The 24,023-nt window shown below is 60.8% G+C and carries 22 protein-coding genes and 1 pseudogene; 10 read left to right on the top strand and 13 right to left on the bottom strand.

All coding sequences use genetic code 11. The features are described 5' to 3' along the window. Nucleotides 1-24 precede the first annotated feature (24 nt). Nucleotides 25-747, bottom strand: a complete 723-nt coding sequence (gene pcsA / locus ACMYUN_RS03955) for a phosphatidylcholine synthase (protein WP_130000142.1) — start codon at nt 745-747, stop codon at nt 25-27. Nucleotides 748-1,005: 258 nt separating this feature from the next. On the opposite strand from pcsA, the gene ACMYUN_RS03950 reads away from it, so the two are divergent. Further along, the gene (locus tag ACMYUN_RS03950; RefSeq protein ID WP_415762959.1) at nt 1,006-1,743 is read left to right on the top strand and encodes a tellurite resistance TerB family protein; all 738 of its coding nucleotides are present in this window, start codon (nt 1,006-1,008) and stop codon (nt 1,741-1,743) included. A gap of 132 nt (nt 1,744-1,875) precedes the next feature. Next, the gene (gene ligD, locus ACMYUN_RS03945; RefSeq protein ID WP_130000144.1) at nt 1,876-4,500 is read left to right on the top strand and encodes a DNA ligase D; all 2,625 of its coding nucleotides are present in this window, start codon (nt 1,876-1,878) and stop codon (nt 4,498-4,500) included. Here ligD and ACMYUN_RS03940 read toward each other — a convergent pair whose 3' ends face one another. Beyond that, nucleotides 4,501-4,902, bottom strand: a complete 402-nt coding sequence (locus ACMYUN_RS03940; protein ID WP_165368441.1) for a hypothetical protein — start codon at nt 4,900-4,902, stop codon at nt 4,501-4,503. Nucleotides 4,903-4,982: 80 nt separating this feature from the next. Then, nucleotides 4,983-5,297 (bottom strand): DUF2388 domain-containing protein, encoded by a 315-nt coding sequence (locus tag ACMYUN_RS03935; protein ID WP_039762352.1) that lies wholly within the window; start codon nt 5,295-5,297, stop codon nt 4,983-4,985. Between the two features lie 162 nt (nt 5,298-5,459). Between ACMYUN_RS03935 and ACMYUN_RS03930 the strand changes: the two genes are divergently transcribed. Next, the gene (locus tag ACMYUN_RS03930; RefSeq protein ID WP_415762956.1) at nt 5,460-6,113 is read left to right on the top strand and encodes a DUF2238 domain-containing protein; all 654 of its coding nucleotides are present in this window, start codon (nt 5,460-5,462) and stop codon (nt 6,111-6,113) included. A gap of 4 nt (nt 6,114-6,117) precedes the next feature. On the opposite strand, the gene sodC is transcribed toward ACMYUN_RS03930, so the two are convergent. After that, nucleotides 6,118-6,639: a superoxide dismutase [Cu-Zn] SodC gene (gene sodC, locus ACMYUN_RS03925; RefSeq protein ID WP_415762954.1), complete on the bottom strand. Its 522-nt coding sequence runs from the start codon at nt 6,637-6,639 to the stop codon at nt 6,118-6,120. A 222-nt stretch (nt 6,640-6,861) separates the two neighbouring features. On the opposite strand from sodC, the pseudogene ACMYUN_RS03920 reads away from it, so the two are divergent. Together ACMYUN_RS03920 and ACMYUN_RS03915 are read left to right on the top strand one after the other, a co-directional pair. Further along, nucleotides 6,862-7,638 (top strand): annotated as a pseudogene (locus ACMYUN_RS03920) (MCP four helix bundle domain-containing protein); the annotation flags it as partial. Continuing rightward, on the top strand, nt 7,633-8,496 hold the full coding sequence (locus ACMYUN_RS03915; RefSeq protein WP_415763955.1) for a methyl-accepting chemotaxis protein: 864 nt from the start codon (nt 7,633-7,635) through the stop codon (nt 8,494-8,496). The pseudogene ACMYUN_RS03920 and the gene ACMYUN_RS03915, both read left to right, overlap by 6 nt. A 179-nt stretch (nt 8,497-8,675) precedes the next feature. On the opposite strand, the gene ACMYUN_RS03910 is transcribed toward ACMYUN_RS03915, so the two are convergent. Then, nucleotides 8,676-9,107, bottom strand: a complete 432-nt coding sequence (locus ACMYUN_RS03910; protein WP_415762952.1) for a nuclear transport factor 2 family protein — start codon at nt 9,105-9,107, stop codon at nt 8,676-8,678. A gap of 530 nt (nt 9,108-9,637) precedes the next feature. Here ACMYUN_RS03910 and mqo point away from each other — a divergent pair. Further along, nucleotides 9,638-11,284: a malate dehydrogenase (quinone) gene (mqo, locus tag ACMYUN_RS03905; protein ID WP_130000149.1), complete on the top strand. Its 1,647-nt coding sequence runs from the start codon at nt 9,638-9,640 to the stop codon at nt 11,282-11,284. Nucleotides 11,285-11,352: 68 nt separating this feature from the next. Here the strand turns inward: mqo and ACMYUN_RS03900 are convergent, their stop codons facing one another. Then, nucleotides 11,353-11,781, bottom strand: a complete 429-nt coding sequence (locus ACMYUN_RS03900; RefSeq protein ID WP_415763954.1) for a nuclear transport factor 2 family protein — start codon at nt 11,779-11,781, stop codon at nt 11,353-11,355. Nucleotides 11,782-12,222: 441 nt separating this feature from the next. Here ACMYUN_RS03900 and ACMYUN_RS03895 point away from each other — a divergent pair, with 441 nt between their 5' ends. Continuing rightward, complete coding sequence (locus tag ACMYUN_RS03895; protein WP_415762949.1) at nt 12,223-13,032, top strand: OBAP family protein; 810 nt, start codon at nt 12,223-12,225, stop codon at nt 13,030-13,032. A 735-nt stretch (nt 13,033-13,767) separates the two neighbouring features. Here ACMYUN_RS03895 and ACMYUN_RS03890 read toward each other — a convergent pair. Beyond that, complete coding sequence (locus tag ACMYUN_RS03890; protein ID WP_415762948.1) at nt 13,768-14,538, bottom strand: alpha/beta hydrolase; 771 nt, start codon at nt 14,536-14,538, stop codon at nt 13,768-13,770. Nucleotides 14,539-14,649: 111 nt separating this feature from the next. On the opposite strand from ACMYUN_RS03890, the gene ACMYUN_RS03885 reads away from it, so the two are divergent. Then, nucleotides 14,650-15,612 carry an aldo/keto reductase gene (locus ACMYUN_RS03885; protein WP_310408898.1) on the top strand — a complete coding sequence of 321 codons (963 nt, stop codon included), beginning with the start codon at nt 14,650-14,652 and terminating at the stop codon, nt 15,610-15,612. A gap of 6 nt (nt 15,613-15,618) precedes the next feature. On the opposite strand, the gene ACMYUN_RS03880 is transcribed toward ACMYUN_RS03885, so the two are convergent. Then, nucleotides 15,619-16,512: a LysR family transcriptional regulator gene (locus ACMYUN_RS03880; RefSeq protein WP_415762946.1), complete on the bottom strand. Its 894-nt coding sequence runs from the start codon at nt 16,510-16,512 to the stop codon at nt 15,619-15,621. A 97-nt stretch (nt 16,513-16,609) separates the two neighbouring features. Here ACMYUN_RS03880 and ACMYUN_RS03875 point away from each other — a divergent pair, with 97 nt between their 5' ends. Further along, nucleotides 16,610-17,080 (top strand): cupin domain-containing protein, encoded by a 471-nt coding sequence (locus tag ACMYUN_RS03875; protein WP_415762945.1) that lies wholly within the window; start codon nt 16,610-16,612, stop codon nt 17,078-17,080. Between the two features lie 122 nt (nt 17,081-17,202). On the opposite strand, the gene paoC is transcribed toward ACMYUN_RS03875, so the two are convergent. From paoC to ACMYUN_RS03855, 4 genes are all read right to left on the bottom strand, one after another. Further along, nucleotides 17,203-19,401: an aldehyde oxidoreductase molybdenum-binding subunit PaoC gene (gene paoC, locus ACMYUN_RS03870; protein ID WP_415762943.1), complete on the bottom strand. Its 2,199-nt coding sequence runs from the start codon at nt 19,399-19,401 to the stop codon at nt 17,203-17,205. After that, the gene (locus ACMYUN_RS03865) at nt 19,398-20,354 is read right to left on the bottom strand and encodes an FAD binding domain-containing protein (protein ID WP_130000155.1); all 957 of its coding nucleotides are present in this window, start codon (nt 20,352-20,354) and stop codon (nt 19,398-19,400) included. The genes paoC and ACMYUN_RS03865 overlap by 4 nt, the downstream gene beginning before the upstream one ends. Further along, a complete protein-coding gene (paoA, locus tag ACMYUN_RS03860) occupies nt 20,351-20,974 on the bottom strand; it encodes an aldehyde dehydrogenase iron-sulfur subunit PaoA (protein ID WP_039762367.1) in 624 nt (207 codons plus the stop codon). Before paoA ends, ACMYUN_RS03865 begins: the two co-directional genes overlap by 4 nt. 351 nt (nt 20,975-21,325) lie before the next feature. Further along, nucleotides 21,326-23,077: an L-lactate permease gene (locus ACMYUN_RS03855; RefSeq protein ID WP_130000156.1), complete on the bottom strand. Its 1,752-nt coding sequence runs from the start codon at nt 23,075-23,077 to the stop codon at nt 21,326-21,328. Between the two features lie 243 nt (nt 23,078-23,320). Here ACMYUN_RS03855 and ACMYUN_RS03850 point away from each other — a divergent pair, with 243 nt between their 5' ends. Further along, a complete protein-coding gene (locus ACMYUN_RS03850; protein ID WP_130000157.1) occupies nt 23,321-23,527 on the top strand; it encodes a hypothetical protein in 207 nt (68 codons plus the stop codon). 51 nt (nt 23,528-23,578) lie between these two features. Here ACMYUN_RS03850 and ACMYUN_RS03845 read toward each other — a convergent pair whose 3' ends face one another. Next, complete coding sequence (locus ACMYUN_RS03845) at nt 23,579-23,860, bottom strand: hypothetical protein (protein WP_415762940.1); 282 nt, start codon at nt 23,858-23,860, stop codon at nt 23,579-23,581. Nucleotides 23,861-24,023: the final 163 nt, after the last annotated feature.

Here is a 24,023-nt window from a genome sequence, read left to right as displayed (position 1 = left end):
GGATATGTATTTCAGTCCAGGTTCCTATTTCACCTGTGGTCGATCAAACCACTCCAGCGCCGTGCGCCAGATGCAGATCCCCAGGAAATAAGCCGACATCAGCAACCACAAGCCCATCACCAGCGGGTTGATTACCGGGTGATTGAGCACCAGCGAAAGGCTGCATAACAGCCAGATCGCCGTCACCGCGATATTGATTGGCATGAAACGACGCACGCGGAACGGGTGCAGGAACTTCATCCGTGTCACCGTCAGCAATGCCAGACCGATCACGGTGAGAAAGGTGATCCACGGCCCCGGGCCAATGATGTACAGGCACAGCGCAACCACGTTCCAGGCCGCCGGGAAACCGACAAAGTAGTTGTCCTTGCTCTTCATGTTGACGTTGCAGAAGCAGAACAGCGACGACACCAGAATCACTGACACCGTCAGCAGCAGGGTGTAGTCGGGCAGGGGAATGTAGCGGTAGATAAACAGTGCCGGGATGAAAACATACGTCAGGTAATCGATGACCAGATCAAGGATCGAACCGTCGAAACTCGGCAGCACCGATTGCACATTGACCTTGCGCGCCAGTGCGCCGTCGAGGCCGTCGACGATCAGCGCCACGCCCAGCCACATCAGGCAATGGATCGGCTGGTTTTCCAGCAGGGCGAGGGTCGCCAGAAAGGCTGTGACCACTCCGGTCGCGGTAAAACCATGGGCGCCCCATGCTTTGAGCCTGGCGATGTGTACGGTGGATATCACGGGGGCGTTCTCCAGAAAGTGAAGCAAGCCGGGATCGCCCATCGTCAGAAAGGGCGCCGGCAAACCGGGTCGGGTTGCAGCTATCGACCGGTTTGGCCAGGATAAGGTTCACCACCCTTGAATCTTAGCTGGCTCGCGGAAAATTTCTCGCGCGGCGATTTATCGATTATCGGGCGTCAGCCCAACGGTGCTGGCGCTATGGCCGTGCCGGTCTATTGTTGCCTGACGCAATCGGGCCGGGGCCTTGAGGATGACGTCATGAACACCAGCGATTTGCTCGAACAACTGCTGCGAGGCCAGGCCTCGGCGGGACAACAACGTGGGGCTTCAGCCGGCGAGGGCCTGGGCGGATTGCTTGGCGGCTTGTTGGGCGGCGGCAGTCAGACCGGAGCGGGCAGCGTGGCTGCTGCGGGTGGCCTCGGCGGCCTGGGTGGTTTGCTCGGCGGCTTGCTCGGCGGTGGCGGGTTGGGAAGCGCTCTTGGTGGCGGTAGCCGAAGTCGTTCCGGCGGCACCAATTACGCCGCACTCGCTTCGCTGGGGATGATGGCCTACCAGGCGTATCAAGCCTGGCAACGCAGCCAGGCCAGCAAAGCGCCGCAAGAACTGCCACAAACCGCCGACCTGCTCGCCGGCCCGCAAATCGAAACCCACAGCCACGCAGTACTGCGCGCCTTGATCGCCGCGGCCAAGGCTGACGGGCGCATCGATGAAGCGGAAAAACACTTGATCAGCAGCGAAATCGGCAAACACACCGCCGACCCGCAGTTGCAGCAATGGCTCGACGCCGAAGTCGCCAAGCCGCTGGATCCCAGCGAAGTGGCGCAATCGGCTAATGGTGATCCGGCCGTAGCCGCCGAAATGTACCTGGCCAGCGTCATGCTGGTGGACGACCAACAGGACGCCGAACGCAGTTATCTCGATGAGCTGGCCGCGGCCTTACAGATTGATCCGGATCTGCAGGTCCATCTGGAACAGCAGGCCAAAGGGCAAGCCTGACCCGCTGTAAAAAACCCGGACATCAACAGCCCCGGCCATTCCATCCGTCTGGGGCTTTTTTATGTCGATTGAATTTTTCCGCCGCCGTATCGCTCTTCTGCATAACAGAACCCGTCTGCCATCGGTGTGCTCATGAACAGGAACCTCGACGATTACAACCGCATGCGTGATTTTTCTGCGACTTCGGAACCGGCCGCGGTCAAGCGCTCGGGCCGCAAGTCGGCCAAGGATCATGCGCTGCAGTTCTGCATCCAGAAGCACGACGCTTCGCACCTGCATTATGACTTTCGCCTGGAACTGGATGGCGCGTTGAAGAGCTGGGCGGTGCCGAAGGGGCCGTCGCTGGATCCCTCGGTCAAGCGTCTGGCCATTCATGTCGAGGATCATCCGCTCGATTATGCGACGTTCGAAGGCAGCATTCCCGAGGGGCATTACGGGGCCGGTGATGTGATCGTCTGGGATCGCGGCGTGTGGATTCCGCTCGAGGATCCGCACAAGGCCTACGCCAAGGGCCGGCTCAAGTTCGAGCTGCAAGGCGAGAAGCTCGGCGGCGTGTGGAATCTGGTGCGCACGCACATGCCGGGCAAGAAGGAGCAATGGTTCCTGATCAAGCATCAGGACAACGCCGCGCGACCGCAGGATGATTTCGACGTGCTGGTCGCCGAGCCCGACAGCGTGCTCAGCGAGCGCACGATTGTCGGCAAATCGGCGACTGCCGCCGATAAGGCCAAACCCGTGAAGAAAGCCCCGGCCAAGCCGCGCAAGCAGGCGTCCGGGCAGCTTACCGGCGCACGCAAGGCCAAGTTGCCGGCGCTGATCAAGCCGGAACTGGCGACGCTGGTCGACAGCGCGCCTGAAGGGCAGTGGAGCTACGAGATCAAATTCGACGGCTACCGGATCATGGCGCGGATCGATCACGATGAGGTGCAACTGTTCACCCGCAATGGCCATGACTGGACGCACAAACTGCCGCAGCAGGCCAAGGCACTGGCGGCGCTGGGGCTGGAATCGGCCTGGCTGGACGGCGAAATGGTCGTGGCCAACGAGCAGGGCGTTCCGGACTTTCAGGCGCTGCAGAATGCCTTCGATGCCGGGCGCAGCGGCAACATCGTCTATTACCTGTTCGACGTGCCGTATCTCAATGGCGTCGACCTGCGCGACGTACCGGTCGAAGAACGCCGTGCCGCGCTGAGCACCATCCTCGGCGCGCAGAAAGAATCGTCAACGCTGCGCTTCTCCGAAGCTTTCGAGGAAACCCCGGACGCGCTGCTCAACAGCGCCTGTCAGATGCAGATGGAAGGCCTGATCGGCAAGCGTCTCGGCTCGCCTTACGTGTCGCGGCGCAGCGGCGACTGGATCAAGCTCAAATGCAAGCATCGCCAGGAATTCGTCATCGTCGGCTATACCGATCCGAAAGGTGCGCGCAGTGCTTTCGGTGCCTTGCTGCTGGGCCTGCACGACCGTGACAGCGGCGAGTTGCGTTACGCCGGCAAGGTCGGCACCGGGTTTAACGAAACTACATTGAAAAGCATCCTCGCCCAACTCAAACCGTTGCAAACCAAAAGCGCGGCGGTGGTCAATCCGCCCAGCGGTTTCGAGGCCAAGGGCGTGCATTGGCTCAAACCAAAATTGTTGGCGGAGGTGGCATTCGCCGAAATGACCAAGGACGGTTCGGTGCGCCACGCCGTCTTCCATGGTTTGCGCGATGACAAACCTGCCAAGGACATTACTGAGGAGCGAGCGAAGCCTGTGAAAGCTGCCAAGTCCGAAAAGACCGAAAAAACCGAAAAGACCAAAGCCGCCGACAAGCAGCCGGCAAAGAAAACCGCCGCCAGCAAAAAAGCCGAGACTGCACCGTCGCAATCAGGACTGGCCGGCGGCAAGGTACGCATCACCCACCCCGATCGGGTGATCGACGCCGTCAGCGGCACGACCAAAATGCAACTGGCGCAGTATTACGCCAGCGTCGCCGAATACATCCTGCCGCAACTCAAGGATCGCCCCGTGGCACTGGTGCGTGCGCCGGACGGCATCGCTGGCGAATTGTTCTTTCAGAAGAACGCCGACCGCCTGGCCATTCCCGGCATCACCGCACTGGACAAGGACGTTACCGGCCAGCCGGTAATGATGATCAACAATCCCGAAGCGCTGGTGGGCGCGGTGCAGATGAGCACGGTGGAGCTGCACACCTGGAATGCCACGAAAGTGGATCTGGACAAGCCCGATCGCTTCGTCCTCGACCTCGACCCGGACCCGGCGCTGCCATGGAAAAGCATGGTGGAAGCCACCGCACTGACCCTCACCGTGCTCGATGAGTTGGGCCTCAAAGCCTTCCTGAAAACCAGCGGCGGCAAAGGCATTCACTTGGTGGTGCCATTGACCCGCAAGCATGGCTGGGACGAAGTGAAGGACTTCAGCCACGCCATCGTCAGCCACATGGCCAAGTTGCTGCCGGATCGTATTTCAGCGGTGTCCGGGCCGAAAAACCGCGTCGGGCGGATCTTCATCGATTACCTGCGCAACGGCCTCGGCGCCACCACCATTTGCGCCTACGCCGCACGCGCGCGGGAAGGCATGCCGGTGTCGGTGCCGCTGTACCGAGAGGAAGTCGCTGAAATCAAGGGCGGTAATCACTGGAACATCTACAACGTTCACGAGCGTCTGACCGAGGTCGGCGATGAACCTTGGGCGGACATGAAGAAAACCCGTCAGACCATCACCGCCGAGATGCGCAAGCGCGTCGGCATGAAAAAGTGATCAGGTGTCGCGCAGCAAGTCGTGGGCGTTGAGCAGTTCGAAGGCGATTTGCGGGTGGTTTTCCAGGCCCTTGCGAATCGCCGCCGGGATCGCCGCCCGGGTCTTGCGACACAGGCCCGGTAATTCGCCGATCTGAATGGCAATGCCGCGCATGGTGCGTACTTCGTTGAAACCAGGGGCAACGTCGACGCGGATGCCGAGTTGCTCGTACATGCGCTGTTGCAGGCGTTTGAGGTCGTCGAGATCTTTGAGTTGTTCCAGGCGCGCGAGGAGGATTTTTTCCTCGGCGCGAGTCAGGCGCAGGATGCGCAGATCCGCGCCGGGCGATTCCAGCAACGGATCGCGCCCGCAGATGCAGGCGCCGGGTGGGCAGGGGGAACGCAAGGGTACGGTCGTCGTCATGGCCTCCATCATAGAGGCCGTCGGACGGTTTTGCCTATGCGCACTCAGCGGCCATCCATCGGCCGCTGCGTCCCTGGTGACTACTGATGTACGCCTTCGTATTGCACCAGGATGGCGTTGGCCAGGTCTTCATCGCTGGCGTTCAAGCCAGGGTTGGCCTGACGCACCTGTTGCAGTACCGACTCAAGATAAACCCCACGAATGGCCCCGCCGCTGGCGACAAACGCAGACACGTCGTCACGGGCCGGAATCACCATTTTGTCGTCCTTGAAGGTCGAGTACAGCGACGCGGAAACACCTGCCGATGTGGCGACGTCACCCGCATCGACGCGGGCCAGTGCCGAACCGACCGGCAGGCAAAGCATAAGAGAAGAAATCAGGACTAACTTGCGCATGACGTGTTCCTCCACAAGCGCTAAGCAAAAAGGGAAGGGACTACATTAGCTCAGAGGTGCGCCGTGCACCGGAGTTCCGTAAGCGTCGAAAACGCAGCGGCGAGGAACCGGGCAAAACCGGGAAAGGTCTACCGCTTGCCCGTATTGTTGAGAATCGACCCCATGCTCGTCAGCGTCAGCGACAATGTAGCCCGCCCGGCAGACACGCGAATCGAAGCGCTATTGCTCGGCGGATTCGTCTTCCTGACCTTTGCTCTCGGCATCTCCCCACGCAGCCGTGTCGACTGGCTATTGGAAAATGTCCTGGCGCTGGCGCTGGTATTGACCCTGCTCTTGACGCATCGGCGTTTTCGCCTGTCGACACTGTCGCTGGGGATGATCTTCGCGTTCCTGTGCATCCATGAAGTCGGCGCGCATTACACCTATTCCCGCGTGCCCTACGATCAATGGAGCACGCTGTTGACCGGCGTCAGCGTCAACAAAGTCTTGGGCCTGGAGCGCAATCACTATGATCGGTTGGTGCACCTGAGCTATGGATTGCTGCTGGTCTGGCCGATGCGCGAAATGCTGCTGCGCCTGACACCGTTGCGCGGCGCATGGCTGGCGCTGTTGACCTTGAATGTGGTGCTGGCGACGTCGGCGTTGTACGAATTGATCGAGTGGGTGGGCGGCGCTTATCTGGGCGATGACACCGGCCAGGCTTTCGTCGGTGCGCAGAATGATCCGTGGGATTCGCAGAAGGACATGGCCCTGGCGCTGCTGGGCGCCGGGCTGTCCTTGCTGGTGTTGACGCGCTGGCGTCGCACGCCGCGCTGAGGGATCAGATCACCCCGCAGCCCATGCGATCACCGCCACCGCCCAGTGGCTTGGGCATGTCGGAATGGTTATCGCCGCCGGCGTGAATCATCAGGGCGTGGCCCTTGATCTCTGACAGCTTCTTCAGACGCGGCGCCAGCACCGGATAATTGGCGACACCGTCAGCCGTCACGTACACCGCCGGCAGATCCCCCAGGTGCCCATCGGCGTACGGGCCAAGGTGCTTGCCGGTTTTCGCCGGATCGAAGTGTCCGCCAGCGGCCAGCGCCGCGCCTTTGACACCATCCTTCATGCCCGCTTCGCAACTGCCGTTTTCATGAACATGGAAACCATGAATGCCGGCCGGCAACGATTTCAAGTCCGGGGTGAACAGCAGACCGTACGGCGTCTCGCTGACAGTGATCGAGCCGATCGCCTGCGGCGCACCGTCGGCGCTGACCAGATTGATCGCGACTTTCTCCGTTGCCGCCTGTGCGGTGCCGATTGCCAGGGTGCCGAGCAGACCAAACCACAGTGCGCGTTTCATAAGCGTTTCCTTCAGCTGCATGAATGTTCGAGACGCCGGATTGATAGCCTGCCGCGATTAACCGGCGATGAAGGCGTTATCCAGCGGTGCTGCAAGGTGTGACTGGCCGCTCGATGCAAAAGTTTTGCCGGATTCAAGTCGCCGCTGACATCAGCCGATACGCTCTGTGTCGGCAGTTCCCTGTACATAGGCTTAACTGAAATCCGACAAGCGCAATCCAGCGTGCCCACGGGAGATTCCACGGTGTCGATCAAACTGCGTTTGGTGTTGCTGATTGCGACCAGCCTGCTGACGGCGCTGATCGTGAGTCTGGTCAGTTACGTCGGCAATCTGCGGATGGCCACGGCGGTCGGCGATAACACGGTGAGCATGAGCGCGCTGCGCAATCACATGGAAGCCGACATGATGCACGACGCCCTGCGCGCCGATGTCTATTCGGCGATGCTGGTCGGCCTGGGCAAAAGCACCGGAAGTGCGGCTGAGGTGCGCGATTCGCTCACTGAGCACGCCGGGCATTTTCGTGAAGTGCTGGGTGACAACCTGAAGCTGCCGATCAACCCGCAGTTGCGCACGGCGCTGGAGCAGATCAAGCCGAGCCTCGATACCTACATCAAATCCGCCGAGCAGATCGTCGGCGTGGCACTGGAAAATCCGGATGCCGCGCAACAGCAGCTGGGCACGTTCAATAGCGCCTTTACTCAGCTCGAAGAGCAAATGGCGGCGCTCAGCGAGTTGATCGAAACCAACACCCGGCAAACCAGCGAAGGCACCGAAGCGGCCATTCGCAATGCCAATCTCGCCCTCGGCGTCGTGCTGATCGCCGGTCTGCTGTTGCTGCTGGTCCAGGGCCGCTGGGTGATGCGCAGCATCCTCGGGCCGCTGAAGTCTGCCAGCCGCATCGCCGAGAGCATTGCCCATGGCAATCTCAGCGAGCCGATTGTCGAGCCCGGCGGCAAGGACGAAGCCAGCGTCTTGATCCGCACATTGGCGACCATGCAGCGCGACCTGCGCAACATGATCGACGTGGTTCGACGCAACGCCCACGGTGTCAGCGGCATGAGCGAGCAGCTCAGCCACGGCTGCCATCAGGTCGCCGACAGCAGCCAGCGGCAAAGCGTCGCGGCGGGGACCATGGCGGCCGCCGCCAGCCAAATGACTGCCAGCATCGAAGAAATCACCCGTCACGCCGAACGCGCCCTGAGCATGGCCAATCAGGCCGAAAACCTGGCCAAGGAGGGGGGCGGGGTGATCCACCAGGTGGTCAGCGATATGGACGACATCGCCCGTTCGGCGCAGCAGTCAGCGCAGGTGATCCGCACGCTGGACCAGGAATCCGAGGCGATCTTTAACATCATTCAGGTGATCAAGAGCATCGCCGACCAGACCAACCTGCTGGCTCTCAACGCGGCGATCGAGGCGGCGCGGGCGGGTGACCAGGGCCGTGGCTTTGCCGTGGTCGCCGATGAAGTGCGCAGTCTGGCTGCACGCACCAGCGCCTCGACCCAGGAAATTGCAGCGATGGTTGCGCGCATTCAGAACAGCACGCGCGAGGCGGTCAGCAGCATGGAGGCGGGCGTGGCGCAGGTTGACAAGGGGATGGCGGTGACGGCGGAAGTCGAGCGGGCGATCCGCGAAATCCTTGATGCCACGCTGAGCACCACGCAACTGGTCAATGACATTACGCGCACGATTGGCGAGCAGAGCATGGCCAGTAACGAAATCGCCCATCAGGTGGAGATGATTGCGGGAATGAGCGAGGGCAATAGCCGGGTGATCGGGCAGACGGCGACGACTACCGATGAATTGTCGAATCTGGCGGGGCAGTTGGCGCGGTCGGTGGATCGGTTTCGGTTGTGATAGCGGTAGGACCCATTACATTTCTGGTGTCTATTACGGCCTTATCGCTGGCAAGCCAGCTCCCACAGGGTCTGATGTTGTGAATGCAACGGTGTGTAGACCATCATCCACTGTGGGAGCGGGCTTGCCCGCGATGAGGCCAGCTCGGGCAACACTGAATCAGGCCAATGTGCCCTCAATCAGAACCTGAACGCCTGTCGCCCGACCAACAACCATTTCCCACCCTGTTTCTGCCAGATCTGAAAATTCTCGATCTCGGTCGGAATCACCTCGGTCCCCTTCAATGCCTGCGCAGAGAAGTGGTGGCGCACCAATGCGGTATCGCCGGACATCGTGATGGTCTGCTTCTGCATCTCCAAAGTCTTGAATGCGCTGCGGCCGGTTTCGATATCGGCGATGAACTCCTGCTTGTCCTGGATCTTGCCGCTGGAGTGGCCGTAGGTCAGGTTCGGCGCGGTTAGAGCGTTCAGTTCGGGGATGTCTTTGTGCAGCATCGCTTGGGTCAGGTGATCAACCGCTTGGGCCACTTCTTTTTCCGCTGGGGCAGGGGCGGCGATGGCGCAGGCACTGAAGGCGCAAAACAGGCCGATGAGAAGGCGGGACTTGGTCATGTTGTTTCCTTGTTGTTATTGAGATCGTGATGACTGGCGTGTAGTTCGTCAGTCATCGTACAACTTAGCAGGTTATTTTCTGCATGAACAACGCGCGTTTGGCACTGATTTATCAAGTTGCGATGCGCATCGCGCAAAAAACTTTGCAGACCAATGCCTGATCGCAGTCATGTTTGCTCGGCGATGGCCGATAAGTCCCTGAGCGGAAAAAGACTTTCAAGTCGGGAACAGACGCCCGAGTTCGCCCTGACGTGATATTCTCCGCGCCAATTTGCTTTGACCTAATTCGGTTGGCCGGCCTTTCGGGCGGGCCGACGGGATCCCTGTCGCTCAAGCAGCTGAAGCCAATAATGATAAGAAGTCAGTTCAGAAGGGACATTAACTGAGGTCGATGCCACATGTCGGCCTTGTGTGCCCACCCGTCAATATTGAAGTGTGCCGATTGCGCGACGCCAGCCTGAGCGTCAGCAAAGCGCAACGCAGACTGATAACAACGACGGGCGGAAGGCGTTTTATCATAGGTGCAACAGATGTTTAAGAAAGTGAACACAGCCTTGCTCGGTCTGGCTTTGGCGATGGGGATGTCGTCTGCCAATGCTGCCGAAGCCAAGAAAGTTGACGTCCTGCTGATCGGCGGCGGCATCATGAGCACCACCTTGGGTGTGTGGATCAATGAGCTGGAACCGAGCTGGTCGATGGAAATGGTCGAGCGCCTCGATGGCGTCGCCCTGGAAAGCTCCAACGGCTGGAACAACGCCGGTACCGGTCACTCCGCCCTCGCCGAGCTGAACTACACCCCGGAAGACGACAAAGGCAACGTGACGATCCCGAAAGCCGTCGAGATCAACGAAGCGTTCCAGGTCTCCCGTCAGTTCTGGGCCTGGCAGGTTCAGCAGGGCGTGCTGAAGAATCCTCGCTCGTTCATCAATACCACTCCGCACATGAGCTTCGTGTGGGGCGATGACAACATCAAGTTCCTGAAAAAGCGCTACGAAGCGTTGCAGGCGAGCCCGTTGTTCGCCGGCATGCAGTACTCCGAAGATCCGGCAGTGATCAAGAAGTGGGTACCGCTGATGATGGAAGGGCGCGACCCGAACCAGAAAATCGCGGCCACCTGGAGCCCGCTGGGTACGGACATGAACTTCGGCGAAATCACCCGCCAGTTCGCCGCTCACCTGCAGACCAAGCCTAACTTCGATCTGAAATTGTCGAGCGAAGTCGAAGACATCACCAAGAACGCCGATGGCACTTGGCGTGTCAGCTACAAAAACCTCAAAGACGGTACCAAGACCGAAACCGACGCCAAGTTCGTGTTCATCGGCGCTGGCGGCGGTGCCCTGCACCTGCTGCAGAAGTCGGGCATTCCTGAAGCCAAGGAATACGCAGGCTTCCCGGTTGGTGGCTCGTTCCTGGTGACCGAGAACCCGACGATTGCCGAGCAGCACCTGGCCAAGGCCTACGGTAAAGCTTCGGTTGGCGCGCCACCGATGTCCGTTCCGCACCTGGACACCCGTGTTCTGGATGGCAAGCGCGTCATTCTGTTTGGCCCGTTCGCGACCTTCAGCACCAAGTTCCTCAAGGAAGGTTCGTACTTCGACCTGCTGACCAGCACCACCACCCACAACATCTGGCCAATGACCAAGGTCGGCATCAAGGAATACCCGCTGGTCGAGTACCTTGCCGGTCAGTTGATGCTGTCGGATGAAGACCGTCTGAACGCGCTGAAGGAATACTTCCCGAACGCCAAAGCCGAAGACTGGCGCCTGTGGCAAGCCGGCCAGCGCGTGCAAATCATCAAGCGTGATGAAGCCGCTGGCGGCGTGCTGAAACTGGGCACCGAGATCGTTGCTTCGCAAGACGGCTCGATCGCCGGCCTGCTGGGCGCCTCGCCAGGCGCGTCGACCGCTGCACCGATCATGCTGAGCGTGCTGCAGAAAGTCTTCAAAGACAAAGTCGCATCCCCTGAGTGGCAGACCAAGCTGCACCAGATCGTGCCAAGCTACGGCACCCAGCTGAACAGCGATCCGGCCAAAGTGGCTGCCGAGTGGGCTTACACCGCGAAGATCCTCGAACTGCCGACGCCTCCGGTGATCGGTCAGGTAGCTGCTCCGGCGGCACCTGCGGCTGAAAAAGCCGTAGCACCGAAGGAAAATGCTGCACGTGACATGGCTCTGTAATTAGAACCCTGACACACAAAACCCACTGAACCGGCGACGGTCAGTGGGTTTTTTTATTCGGGGTGGATTCAGGCTTTTGCAGAAGCAAGGTAGGCCCCCAGGCGCCGACCCATTTCTTCGCCCAGTGCCTGCAACCCGCTCAGCGGTCGTACCATCACTTCAAACTCGACAATCTTGCCGTGCTCATCAAAGCGAATCATGTCGATGCCCTTGAGTTCTTTGCTGCCGACCCTGGCGCTGAATTCGAGGATCACATTCAGGCCATCCGCTGTCGACAACTCGCGGTGATAGGCGAAATCTTCGAAAACTTCGAACACGGTATTGAGGATCATCGCCACCACTGGCGCGCCGGGGTAGGGCGTATGGGCCATGGGCGAGCGGAACACAGCTTGCGGATCGAGCAATTCAGGCAGGGCTTTGAGGTTGCCGCTGCGGATCATCTCGTGCCAGCGCTCAAGGGACGCGGCGACGTTGGGCTGCAAAACGAGGTCGGGCATGGTCACTCCGGTTTTTATTGTTGTCGGTCGGCAATGACTGTAGATCAACCGGGCAGAAAGCGGATCCTCAAGCTTGAGGCTGAATACCGGTTCATGCGCGAAGCGGATCAGATATGTATCTGATCCGTATTTTTCTGTTTCATCTGCCTCTGTATCCAGTACAGCGACAGGCTCAGAATGCCCCGGCAGTGCGGCCAATCACCCTCCGACCTCATCCCGCAGCGTCCGGTGCACCGCACACTCAGCATCAAGGAGCGCAACATGTACAAGATGGCGATTTTCCTCGGCGGTTTCCTGACCTTGACCATTCTGATTGGCGTGCTGGCGACGATCTCTCCAGTCTGATCCGCGCGCAGCTTTTTCGAACTCTGCCGTTCTCCTGCTTTCAGTTGCAGAACAGGGCCAGCATGCGCCCGTCACTGAAAGTTCGAGGAGTGAAACATGCGTACGACAACCTCGCAGGGACGTTGGGTTCCCGTTGGTTTGATGGTCGCCGCGTTGACCGGTTGCGCGATGAGCAATACCGATTCGCCGGTGCAGACGCCCGGCCAGGCCAAGGCCTCCGACACTGAGATGCTCGAAGTCGGCGCGCAGTGGTTGCAGGACAAACCGCCGATCCGCGCGTTGAACATGTACCTTGATGGCTTTCATTTTTACAACGGCCATCCCGGCGCGCAGATGGAAGCGCACCACTACTGCTCGGCGCTGAACGAGGAAGTCTTCCAGTGCGTGATCTACGACGGCAACACTGCTGAAGCCAAGCTGATGGGCGTCGAATACATCATCAGTCAGCGCCTGTTCACGCAATTGCCAGCGAAAGAAAGAGCCCTGTGGCACAGCCACGCTCACGAAGTCAGTTCTGGCCAACTGGTCGCGCCGGGCATCCCGCAAGTGGCAGAAACGCGCTTGATGGAAAAACTCGCCAATACCTACGGCAAGACCTGGCACACCTGGCACACCGACCAGGACAAGCAACTCCCGCTGGGCGTGCCGCAGTTGATGATGGGCTTCACCGCTGATGGTCAAGCGGATGCACAAATGGTCCGGCAGCGCGATCAGCGGCTGGGCATTGACAGTGCCGAGAAGAAAAAGGCCCGTTCCGAGATCAAACCGGCGCCTGTCGCACCAGGAGCGGATGCGTGGCAGAAGGGCAATGCCGTGCAGCTCAACGACCCGACCGGCCATCAACACGTCATGCCGCGCCCGGCCACCTCTGGCGATGAAAATGCCCGAAGCCGCAGTCAGCCTTAGCCTCTAGCGTTAGCTCATGTGGGAGCGAGCTTGCTCGCAATGGCGATGTGTCAGACACAGATAATTTGCCTGACCCACCGCTTTCGTGAGCAAGCCCACTCCCACGGAGTTTTTGGTTGTACACAAAAGCCCGACAACCCCACAAATCCCATGTGGGAGCGAGCCTGCTCGCGAAGGCAGTGTGTCAGACACAGCTAAATTACCTGACCCACCGCCTTCGTGAGCAAGCCCACTCCCACAGGGTTTGCGGGTGTACTCAAATGCCCGACAACTCCACAAATCCGATGTGGGAGCGAGCCTGCTCGCGAAGGCAGTGTGTCAGACACAGCTAAATTACCTGACCCACCGCCTTCGTGAGCAAGCCCACTCCCACAGGGTTTGCGGGTGTACTCAAATGCCCGACAACTCCACAAATCCGATGTGGGAGCGAGCCTGCTCGCGAAGGCAGTGTGTCAGACACAGCTAAATCACCTGACCCGCCGCTTTCGTGAGCAAGCCCACTCCCACAGGGTTTTTGGTTGTACACAAAAGCTCGGCAACCCCACAAATCTCATGTGGGAGCGAGCTTGCTCGCGAAGGCAGTGTGTCAGACACAGCTAAATCACCTGACCCGCCGCTTTCGTGAGCAAGCCCACTCCCACAGGGTTTTTGGTTGTACTCAAATCCGGGCCACACAAAAAATCTCATGTGGGAGCGAGCCTTCTCGCGAAGGCGTCTGCTTGATCGCCGCATCCTTCAGCGATTCAACACATCCCCCATCCACCACAAATACTCCCCTCGCTCGGAAATCGAGTTATGCCCCGATTCCGGCACCACCTTCAGCGTCGCCACCCCCGCGGGAAAATTCTCGAGCAGCCGCTGCGTGCTGCTGCGACCAATCACTTCGTCATCACTGGCCGCAAGCAGTAACGTCGGCACGCGGATATGCGCCGCATACTTGCCCGATTCGAATCGGTCCTTGAGCAACCAGTTCACCGGCACCCACGGGTATTGCCGTTCGGCGATTTCCGCAAGGCTGTTGAACGGCGTTACCAGAATCAGATTCTGCACCGGTCGCTGGCTGGCCAGGCGCACCGCCACGCCCGAGCCGAGACTGCGCCCGATGACTGCAATTTGCGGATGGCTGGCATAGACCTGATCGAACAACGCCAGCGCATCTTCGGCAATCGCCGCTTCCGATGGCGAGCCGGTGCTGCCGCCAAAGCCCCGGTAGTGCGGGAAATACAGCGCATAGTCAGGGAACGCCTCGGCGAATTCCGGCATATTGCGCGAGACGTCCTCGGCATTGCCGCCGAAATAGATCAGCGCGCGCGATCCGCTGCGCTCTCGAGTTGTCACCCAGACCTCGGCGTCCGGCATCGACAGTTTCATTCGCGAGTGCGCTGTAACCACGGCGGCAGGCTGGGGGAACCAGATCAGCGAACGCTGAAACAAGAAAAGCGCGGCGCACACCAGCAGGTACACGGCAACGATGAAAACGACGAGTGACATCAGGGTTCGGGACATTCGGCTACTTTTAACGGGGAGAAAGGTTGGCTGTGGCAGTGCAGTTCAGCGACTGCGCCTGACAGCCGGCGCACACACGATGCAACAGATCCGCGCAGCAGGAGGAGCCGCATGCGCCACACTGAGGGTTATTCCCGTCGCCGCCTGCTCACGCTGGCTGCCGAGGCTGCGGCGCTGTTTACCATTGATCGGGCGTTGGCCAGCGGCGTGCCACCAACCTTCACTGCGCCGCATATGGCAGGAGACCAGACCATGCAGACCCGCGTCATCCCTTCCAGCTCCGCCGAAGCACTGCCCGTGGTCGGATTGGGCACGTATCGCGGTTTTGACGTCGCGCCCGGTGATCCGGTGTACAGGCAATTGCCCGCCGTGCTCGATGAGCTGTTCAGGAAGGGCGGCACGCTGATCGACAGCTCACCCATGTACGGCCGCGCCGAGCAAACCACTGGTGAACTGCTGTCGATCCACGAACCGCGCTCGCCGGCGTTTCTAGCCACCAAGGTGTGGACGCGCGGGCGCGAGGAGGGCATCGCGCAGATGGAGCAGTCGTTCAGACTGCTGCAAACCGAGCGCATCGACCTGATGCAGATTCACAACCTGCTCGACTGGCAAACCCACTTGCCGACCCTGCGCGAATGGCAGGAGCAGGGGCGGATTCGCTACATCGGCATCACCCATTACACCTCGTCGGCCTATGACGATGTCGAGGCCGTGCTGAAAGCCGAGAAGCTGGATTTTCTGCAAATCAACTACGCTCTGGATGATCGTGCGGTCGAGAAACGCATCCTGCCGCTGTGCCGCGAGCGTGGGGTCGCGGTGATTTGTAATCGGCCGTTTGGCGGCGGTGATTTGCTCGCCCGGCTCAAGGGCAAGCCGCTGCCGGCATGGGTTTCGGACGTGCAGGTCAGCAGCTGGGCGCAACTGGCACTGAAATTTCTGCTGGCGCACCCGGCGGTGACCTGTGTGATTCCGGGAACCAGCAATCCGCGCTACATGGCTGACAACGTCAAGGCTGGTTTCGGGCCAGCGTTGACCGATGCGCAGCGGCATCAGTTGATTGCGTTGCTCGGCTGAGCCGGGTCAACCGCGATAGCGCAACGCCTCCAGCAACAACGCAAATGCCGGCGCTGCCTGGCGTCGGCTCGGGTAGTACAGGTGATAACCGGAGAATGCCGGGCACCAGTCCCCAAGCACCTGTATCAGGCGGCCGTCGGCCAGAAATGGCGCAACGACATTTTCCGGGATGTAGCTCAGCCCGAAACCATCCAGCGCGGCGTCGAGCAACGGGTACACGCCATTCAGGGTGACCTGGCCGGAGACGCGAACTTTCAGGCTTTCGCCCTCCTTTTCGAATTCCCAAGCGTACAGTCCGCCATTGGTTGGCAGGCGCAGGTTGTTGCAGGCGTGGTCGGTCAGGTCGCGCGGGGTCTGCGGCGCAGCGCATCGGGCGAAGTAGGCGGGCGAGCCGACCACGGCCATGCGCATGTCGGGACCGATGCGTGTGGCGATCATCCCCTGCGCGACGTCTTCGCCCAGGCGCACGCCGGCATCGAAGCCCTGGCCGGCGATGTCGACGAAGCCGTAATCGCAGCAGACCTCGACGGCGACGTCCGGGTACTGCGGCAGGAATGTCTGCAACACCGGACGCAGGATCCAGTTCAGCGAGTGGTCGGTGGCGCTGATGCGGATCTTCCCCGCCGGGGTCTCGCGCAGGTCGCTGAGCGCGGCCAGTTCCACCTCGATTTCTTCGAAGCGCGGGCCGATGGTTTGCAGCAGGTGTTCGCCGGCCTCGGTCGGCGACACGCTGCGCGTGGTGCGGGTCAGCAGGCGTAGGCCGAGTCGCGCCTCGAGGCTGCGAATGGTGTGGCTGAGCGCCGATTGCGACACGCCGAGTTTCGCCGCAGCCTTGGTGAAACTGCGCTCACGGGCAACGGCGAGAAAGGCGAGCAGGTCGGTGGCGTTTTCGCGAAGCATTGATGATCGTCCTGCATAAGTTTTTTCGGATTCTAGTCGATTATCCAATGAGTGCGATTCGCTAGAGTGGGTGCATTATTTATCCGGAGGAACCGCCATGAACCCGATCGCTGCATCTGCACTGACGCTCTCGCTGCTGGCCGGTGAGGTACAAGCCACTGAAAACCCACGCGTCACCGTCACGCCAAATGGCTCGCAACCATCGGCCAAAGGGCCGGCTGACTGGTTTACCGGCACGGTGCGCGTGGATGCGCCGTTCAAAGGTACCGACGATGCGCGGGTCAGCGGCGCGACCGTGACGTTCGAGCCGGGTGCGAGGACGGCATGGCATACCCATCCGTTGGGGCAGACGTTGATCGTGACTTCGGGGGCTGGGTTCGTACAGGAATGGGGCCAGGCGGTTCGTGAAATTCGCCCGGGCGATACCGTGTGGATTGCCCCGGGCGCCAAGCATTGGCACGGAGCGGCGCCGACAACGGCGATGAGTCATATCGCGATTGCCGAAGTGCTGGATGGCAAGGTGGTGGACTGGATGGAGCAGGTCAGCGATGAGCAATACCCGCGTTAAGCAAAACACCCTGTAGGCGCTGTCGAGTGCAACGAGGCTGCGATCTTTTGATCTTGCTTTGGAGATCAGAAGATCACAGCCTGCGGCAGTTCCTACAGGGGTGTTTTAACGTCGACGTTTCTTCAGATCATCTCCGGCAACGAATCCAGAATCTTGTCCAGCGTAATCGGATACTCCCGCACCCTCGCGCCGGTGGCGTTGTAGATCGCGTTCGCCACCGCTGCACTCACGCCGCAAATCCCCAATTCACCTACGCCCTTGGCCTTCATCGGCGAAGAAATCGGGTCGGTTTCTTCGAGGAAGATCACTTCCTGATGCGGAATGTCGGCGTGCACCGGCACCTCGTACCCGGCCAGGTCATGGTTGACGAAAAAGCCCAGGCGCTTGTCCACCGCCAGCTCTTCCATCAATGCCGCGCCGACACCCATGGTCATTGCGCCGATCACCTGACTGCGCGCCGACGTCGGGTTGAGAATTCGCCCCGCCGCGCACACCGCGAGCATGCGCCGCACGCGGACTTCGCCAGTGGCGGCATCGACGGCGACTTCGGCGAAATGCGCGCCGAACGTCGACTGTTGATACTTCTCGGCCAGATCGCCGAATTCGATGCTGTCCTCGCCGACCAGCGCGCCGCCTTCAGCCGCATTGCGCAGCGGCAGGGTCTTGCTGCCGACGCGGACCTGGCCATCGACAAACTCAGCCTGATCCGCCGCCAGCCCGAGCTTGTCCGCCACCGCTTCGCGCAGTTTCACGCAGGCGGCGTAGACACCGGCGGTCGAACAGTTGCCGCCGAATTGGCCTCCGGAACCGGACGAAACAGGGAAGTCCGAATCGCCCAGACGCACCACGACATCCTTGAGGCCGACGCCCATCATCTCGGCAGCGGTCTGCGCGATGATCGTGTAGCTGCCGGTACCGATGTCGGTCATGTCCGTTTCGACAACCACCTTGCCGTCGCGCTCCAGGCGTACGCGGGCGCCGGACTTGACCAGCAGGTTGTTGCGAAACGCCGCCGCCACGCCCATGCCGATCAGCCAGCGGCCCTCACGCCGTGTGCCCGGCTGCGCCTTGCGCTGGTCCCAACCGAATTTCTCGGCGCCGATCCGCAGGCATTTCACCAGTTGACGCTGAGAAAACGGCCGCTCGGTTTTCACCGGATCGACTTGAGTGTCGTTGACAATGCGGAACAGCACCGGGTCCATCTTCAGCTGTTCGGCCATTTCGTCCATGGCGATTTCCAGCACCATCAGCCCCGGCGCTTCACCCGGTGCGCGCATGGAGTTGCCTTCGGGCAGGTCAAGCGGGGCCAGGCGCATGCTGACGCGGCGGTTTTCGGCGGCGTACAGCAATTGACTGGGTTGCGCGGCGAGTTCGACCTTGCCGTCGGCAAGGTTGCCAGACCAGCCTTCGTGGGCGATGGCGGTCAGCTTGCCATCGGCCGTGGCGCCCATGCGGATGCGCTGAATCGTCGCCGGGCGATGGGTGGTGTTGTTGGCCATCTGCGGGCGGGCGAGGGCGACTTTCACTGGCCGTCCAGCCATGCGCGCGCCGAGAGCGGCGAGGATCACGTCGGCGCGGATGAACAGTTTGCCGCCGAAGCCACCGCCGATGTACGGCGAGACCAAACGGACTTTTTCCTTCGGCAGGCCGAGGGTTTTCGCAATGTCACCGACACTCCAGGCGACCATCTGGTTCGAGGTCCAAACGGTCAGTTGATCGCCTTTCCATGCGGCCAATGTGGCGTGCGGTTCCATCATCGCGTGGGACTGGTCCGGCGTGGTGTAGGTCTGATCGAACTGCACCGGTGCAGCGGCGAAAGCGTTGTCGAAGTCACCGTGATTGACGTCCGGCAGCTCGTCTTTCGGCTCGACGCCGAGGTCTTTGACGCTGGCCAGATCAAACTTGCCCTCAATGGTTTCGTAATCGACCTTGACCAATTGCGCAGCGGCGCGGGCCTGTTCGAAGGTCTCGGCAACCACCAGTGCAACGGCTTGTTGGTAATGCTGCACTTCTGGACCGGCGAGCAGATGCGCGGCGTTGTAATCACCTTTATCGAGCTTGCCGGCATTCTCGGCAGTGACGATGGCGAGTACGCCGGGCGCGGCTTTGGCTTCGTCGAGATGAATGGCTTTGATCCGCCCTTTGGCGATTGCCGAATCGACCATGAAACCGTAGGCCTGATTGGCTGCCGCTTCATGTTGTTCATAGGCGTAAGTGGCCTGGCCGCTGGTTTTCAACGGGCCTTCAATGCGCGCGGTGGGCTGGCCGACGACCTTCAGGCGGTCGATGGGATTGGTGGTGGCGGGCGTGTCGAATTTCATGCGGTTTCCCTCGCTTGCGCCAACACCGAAGCCAGCGTGCGCTCGACCAGTGTCAGTTTGAATTGGTTGTCCTCGGTGGGCGTCGCGCCTTCAAGCAGGCGTTCGCTGACCGCTTTGGCACCCTTGGGCAGCAGCGCTTCAGCGGCTTCGACCCGCCACGGTTTCGGCGCAATGCCGCCCACGGCGACGCGGCCGGTGCCGTCCTTTTGCAGGATCAAACCGACCGAGACCAGAGCAAACGCATAAGACGAGCGATCGCGAACCTTGTGATAAATGTGCGTACCGCCGACCGGTGCGGGCAGGGTCACGGCGGTGATGAACTCGCCGGGCGTCAGGCTGGTTTCGATGTGCGGCGTGTTGCCTGGCAACTGATGGAAATCGGCCATTGGGATGCTGCGGGTGCTGCCGTCAGGCTTTACTGTTTCGATCTGCGCATCCAGCGCGCGCATGGCGATGGCCATGTCGCTCGGGTGGGTGGCGATGCAAGCGTTGCTGACGCCGATGATCCCCAGCTGCCGGGTGACGCCGCCGATCGCCGCGCAACCGCTGCCGGGGTTGCGTTTGTTGCAGGCCTGGTGGGTGTCGTAAAAGTAGGGGCAACGGGTGCGTTGCAGCAGGTTGCCAGCGGTGGTCGCCATGTTGCGCAGCTGCCCGGAAGCCCCGGCGAGCAAGGCGCGGGAGAGCAGGGCGTAGTCCTTGCGCACCCGCGCGTCGGCGGCCAGATCGGTGTTGCGCACCAGCGCGCCGATGCGTAATCCCCCTTCGGGCGTGGCTTCGATCTGGTCCAGGCCGAGGTGGTTGATGTCGATCAGGTGCACCGGGGTTTCGATGTCGAGTTTCATCAGGTCGAGCAGGTTGGTGCCGCCGGCGATGAACTTGGCACCCTCGACTTGCGCAGCCTGGGAAGCGGCTGCCGCCGGCGAGTCGGCGCGGCTGTAATTGAAGGCTCTCATGCCGGCACCTCCGCGACTTCAGTGATGGCTTCGATGATGTTCGAGTAAGCGCCACAGCGGCAGATGTTGCCGCTCATGCGCTCCTGCAGTTCGGCGGCGATCAGCTTCGGCGGCTCGGTCAGGCTCGGGCTGACGTGGCTGGGAATGCCGTCGCGGATTTCCTTGAGCACAGCGACCGCCGAGCAGATCTGCCCCGGCGTGCAGTAGCCGCACTGATAGCCGTCGTGCTTGATGAACGCGGCCTGCATCGGGTGCAGCTTGTCCGGCATGCCGAGGCCTTCGATGGTGGTCACCTCACTGCCCTCGTGCATCACCGCCAGGGTCAGGCAGGAGTTGATCCGCCGACCATCGGCGATCACCGTGCAGGCGCCGCACTGGCCGTGGTCGCAGCCTTTTTTGGTGCCGGTCAGGTGCAGGTGTTCGCGCAGGGCGTCGAGCAGGGTGGTGCGGGTGTCGACTTCGAGGGTTTGTGGTTTGCCGTTGACTTGCAGGGTTACTTGACTCATGGCCGGTTGCTCCAGACTGGCCGCGTAGGCCTTGAGGCTGATAAAGGGGGGCATGGCGAACGCCGTCGCGGTTACGGCGCCGAGGATCATGAAATTGCGTCGGGAAATCGGCATGGTTCGATTCCTTGTCTCTCATCGGGCGGCAGGATTGCAAAAGGCCCAAACGGGCGCGCCGGCATGCATGCCAGTCTCGTAAAAGGAGTGACCGCAGCGGGAGGGAAAAGGTTTTGTCGGATTTGCGCTAAAGAGTTATGTGCTGAGCTCATCAATCTGCAGATCACCCAAAACTGTGTAGGAGTGAGCCTGCTCGCGATAGCGGTCTATCCAAGCAGCTTCAAGTTGCAAGCTACAAGCTTCAAGCGAACGCGGTCGCCTTAAGCTTGCCGCTTGAAGCTTGAAGCTGTCCAACTGACAGACCGCTATCGCGAGCAGGCTCGCTCCTACAGTAGAGAGGTGTTCTTTCAGTTACTGCCCCACCACCATCGAGGTAAACGGTGCGACATACGCCTGCAACGTCACCAGCCCGCCGACCAGGATCGCCAGTACGATCGAGTGGAAGAACACGTAACGCAGGATCTCGCCCTCATGCCCGTACCAGCGGGTCGCGGTGGAGGCGACGACGATCGACTGCGCATCGACCATCTTGCCCATCACGCCACCGGAACTGTTCGCCGCCGCCATCAGCACCGGACTGATACCCAGCTGTTCCGAGGTCACTCGTTGCAGGCCGCCAAACAGCACGTTCGAAGCGGTGTCCGAGCCGGTCAGCGCCACCCCCAGCCAGCCGAGCAGGGTGCCAAACATGGGGTAGAAAATCCCCGTCGCCGCGAACGCCAGGCCCATGGTCGCATCGAGCCCCGAATAGCGCGTGAGGAAGCCCAGCGCGAGCATCGCCGCAATGGTGATCAACGAAAACCGCACCACCCACAACGTGCGCAGGTATTGCTTGATCAGCTGCGGGATCGAATAACCCATCAGCAAACCGCCGACAATCGCTGCCAACAAGATTCCGCTGCCGGTCGCGGTGAGCCAGGTGAACTTGTAAATCGCTTCCTCGGCTTTCGGCGCCGCGACTACCGGCGGCACCTTCTCGATCTGCAGATGCAGGCTGGTGAAGGTTACCGCCGGGGCGAAGATCGGATTGGCCTCGCGTACCGGTTTGCCTTGCGGGTCGAGCTTGGCCGATTGCGTGACCGGGTCGATCACCGGGCGCGTATCGAACATGTTCTTGAAGCCCTGCGTGCCCCAGGCAAACACGAACACCGTGAGAATGATCCACGGCATCCACGCGCGCATCACTGCCGGGCGCGCCTGATCGCTGAACGCGGCGCTGGCGGTGACTTTTTCTTCCTCGACTCTGGAGTTGTCGACGCGACCGGACAGCGCCGCCGAAGTGTGGATGGTTGCCGGTTTCCACACCTTGAGGAACAGCGTCAGACAGGCCATGGAAATCAGCGCGGCGATCACGTCCACCAGCATCGGCCCGTGATAGTTCGAGACGAGGAATTGTGGAATGGCGAAACTCACCCCGGCCACCAGAATCGCCGGCCACACCTCGAGCATCTTGCGCCACCCGGCAAACGCCCAGATCAACCAGAACGGCACCAGCACCGAGAAAAACGGCAGCTGCCGGCCGACCATCATCGACAGTTCCATTTCGTCCAGCCCGGTGACTTTGGCCAGGGTGATGATCGGCGTGCCCAGGGCGCCGAAAGCCACGGGTGCGGTGTTGGCGATCAGCGCCAGGCCCGATGCGGCCAGCGGCGAAAAACCCAGGCCGATCAGGATCGCGCCGGTCACCGCTACTGGCGTACCGAACCCCGCCGCGCCTTCGAAGAACGCACCAAAGCAGAAGGCGATCAGCAGCAGCTGCAAACGCCGGTCATCGGTAATGCGCGCGAGGGAATCCTGCAGCACTTTGAACGAACCGTTCTCGGTGGTCAGGCGATGCAGAAAGATGATGTTGAGGACGATCCAGCCGATCGGCAGCAAGCCGTTCGCCGCGCCGAACAACGCCGCCGAACCGGCCATGCCCGCTGGCATGTCGAAGGCGAAAATCGAGATCAGCAGGGCGGACGCCAGCGCCAGCAACGCCGCCAGATGCGCCTTGACGTGAAAGAACGCCAGCGCCGCGAGCATTACCACCACCGGCACCGCAGCCATCAGCGTGGAAAGCACCGGATTGCCGAACGGGTCATAGATTTGCTGCCAGACCATGGTCCACCTCTGCTTGTTGTTATTGAGGGTGCAGATCCATTGCATGGGGGTAGGTTGCAAGCAGTATAGGTGGCGTTACGCCGCTGTTCGGCTGCGACGAACGAGCCGACAAACGGTCCATAGTGGCCAGTGAATCAACGCGCTTTTGCCCGGTCGTATCTGCGGCTGCGCGCACGGCGTCCTGAAGACGCGGGCAGCGTGGCGATTTCCGTCGTCAAGACCTTGCGTTTAGGGAAGTGTTGAATGAAGCAAGCGACAACCATGCTGCTCACTGTGACTGCCGCCGTATTGCTCAGCGGCTGTATTGCGGATTTTGATGATGACCACCGGCACGGCCGGCATTACGACCGCGACCATGGCCGCAATTACGATCACGACCGACGCTGGGATGACCGCGATGACGACCGCCGCGATGGCCGTCGTTATTACCGTGATCGCGATGACGACTGATTGAATGAAGAGGGCGTTCCCGTTAAAGGAACGCCCTCTGTGCATCAGCCTTCAATTGAAAAAACGAGCGTTCGCCTGGACGCGGGATCGCGCAGGCACCGAGGCCTCGTGATCGAGCAAATGGGTGGCGAGGATGTCGCTCAGAAAACGGAACTGATCGTTGATGCCGACCACTTCATTGCTGAAGTGGTTGCTGGCGGCGGGCATCAGCACATCGTCGAAATCTTCGTTGAACACCAGCGTCTGCGCCTTGCGCGGCACGACGTGCTGTTGGTAGTAGTTGCTGCCGAACACCGGGAAACTCACGGAGAGGGTGACTTGAGTGTGGGTCATGATGTGAACGCCTCGTTGTGTGTCGGATGTGCCAATCGTGCCGTTCATGAAGGGTGGGCGGAAGGCAATCGTGGCGATGGTGGATATCGACGACAGTGATGATGAACAGGATCCCCTGTGGGAGCGGGCTTTCTCGCGAAAGCGGTGTGTCAGTTGATACATG

It is taken from the genome of Pseudomonas sp. CP4 (assembly GCF_047758505.1).
In the GTDB taxonomy this organism is placed as follows: domain Bacteria; phylum Pseudomonadota; class Gammaproteobacteria; order Pseudomonadales; family Pseudomonadaceae; genus Aquipseudomonas; species Aquipseudomonas fluorescens_AO.
The sequence above is the reverse complement of the archived record's forward strand: the minus strand, read 5'-3'. Positions and strand labels throughout refer to the sequence as shown.

Excerpts from the sequence above, each read along its gene's own strand:
- ACMYUN_RS03885 (WP_310408898.1), top strand. The coding sequence starts at position 14,650 with ATGCGCCACACTGAGGGTTATTCCCGTCGCCGCCTGCTCACGCTGGCT.
- ACMYUN_RS03940 (WP_165368441.1), bottom strand. The coding sequence starts at position 4,902 with ATGACGACGACCGTACCCTTGCGTTCCCCCTGCCCACCCGGCGCCTGC.
- paoA (WP_039762367.1), bottom strand. The coding sequence starts at position 20,974 with ATGCCGATTTCCCGACGCAATTTCATGATCCTCGGCGCCGTAACCGCG.
- paoC (WP_415762943.1), bottom strand. The coding sequence starts at position 19,401 with ATGAAATTCGACACGCCCGCCACCACCAATCCCATCGACCGCCTGAAG.
- ligD (WP_130000144.1), top strand. The coding sequence starts at position 1,876 with ATGAACAGGAACCTCGACGATTACAACCGCATGCGTGATTTTTCTGCG.
- sodC (WP_415762954.1), bottom strand. The coding sequence starts at position 6,639 with ATGAAACGCGCACTGTGGTTTGGTCTGCTCGGCACCCTGGCAATCGGC.
- ACMYUN_RS03875 (WP_415762945.1), top strand. The coding sequence starts at position 16,610 with ATGAACCCGATCGCTGCATCTGCACTGACGCTCTCGCTGCTGGCCGGT.
- ACMYUN_RS03895 (WP_415762949.1), top strand. The coding sequence starts at position 12,223 with ATGCGTACGACAACCTCGCAGGGACGTTGGGTTCCCGTTGGTTTGATG.
- ACMYUN_RS03935 (WP_039762352.1), bottom strand. The coding sequence starts at position 5,297 with ATGCGCAAGTTAGTCCTGATTTCTTCTCTTATGCTTTGCCTGCCGGTC.
- ACMYUN_RS03865 (WP_130000155.1), bottom strand. The coding sequence starts at position 20,354 with ATGAGAGCCTTCAATTACAGCCGCGCCGACTCGCCGGCGGCAGCCGCT.
- ACMYUN_RS03930 (WP_415762956.1), top strand. The coding sequence starts at position 5,460 with ATGCTCGTCAGCGTCAGCGACAATGTAGCCCGCCCGGCAGACACGCGA.
- ACMYUN_RS03845 (WP_415762940.1), bottom strand. The coding sequence starts at position 23,860 with ATGACCCACACTCAAGTCACCCTCTCCGTGAGTTTCCCGGTGTTCGGC.
- ACMYUN_RS03890 (WP_415762948.1), bottom strand. The coding sequence starts at position 14,538 with ATGTCCCGAACCCTGATGTCACTCGTCGTTTTCATCGTTGCCGTGTAC.
- ACMYUN_RS03880 (WP_415762946.1), bottom strand. The coding sequence starts at position 16,512 with ATGCTTCGCGAAAACGCCACCGACCTGCTCGCCTTTCTCGCCGTTGCC.
- ACMYUN_RS03910 (WP_415762952.1), bottom strand. The coding sequence starts at position 9,107 with ATGACCAAGTCCCGCCTTCTCATCGGCCTGTTTTGCGCCTTCAGTGCC.
- ACMYUN_RS03850 (WP_130000157.1), top strand. The coding sequence starts at position 23,321 with ATGAAGCAAGCGACAACCATGCTGCTCACTGTGACTGCCGCCGTATTG.
- ACMYUN_RS03915 (WP_415763955.1), top strand. The coding sequence starts at position 7,633 with ATGCAGCGCGACCTGCGCAACATGATCGACGTGGTTCGACGCAACGCC.
- ACMYUN_RS03855 (WP_130000156.1), bottom strand. The coding sequence starts at position 23,077 with ATGGTCTGGCAGCAAATCTATGACCCGTTCGGCAATCCGGTGCTTTCC.
- mqo (WP_130000149.1), top strand. The coding sequence starts at position 9,638 with ATGTTTAAGAAAGTGAACACAGCCTTGCTCGGTCTGGCTTTGGCGATG.
- ACMYUN_RS03950 (WP_415762959.1), top strand. The coding sequence starts at position 1,006 with ATGAACACCAGCGATTTGCTCGAACAACTGCTGCGAGGCCAGGCCTCG.
- ACMYUN_RS03900 (WP_415763954.1), bottom strand. The coding sequence starts at position 11,781 with ATGCCCGACCTCGTTTTGCAGCCCAACGTCGCCGCGTCCCTTGAGCGC.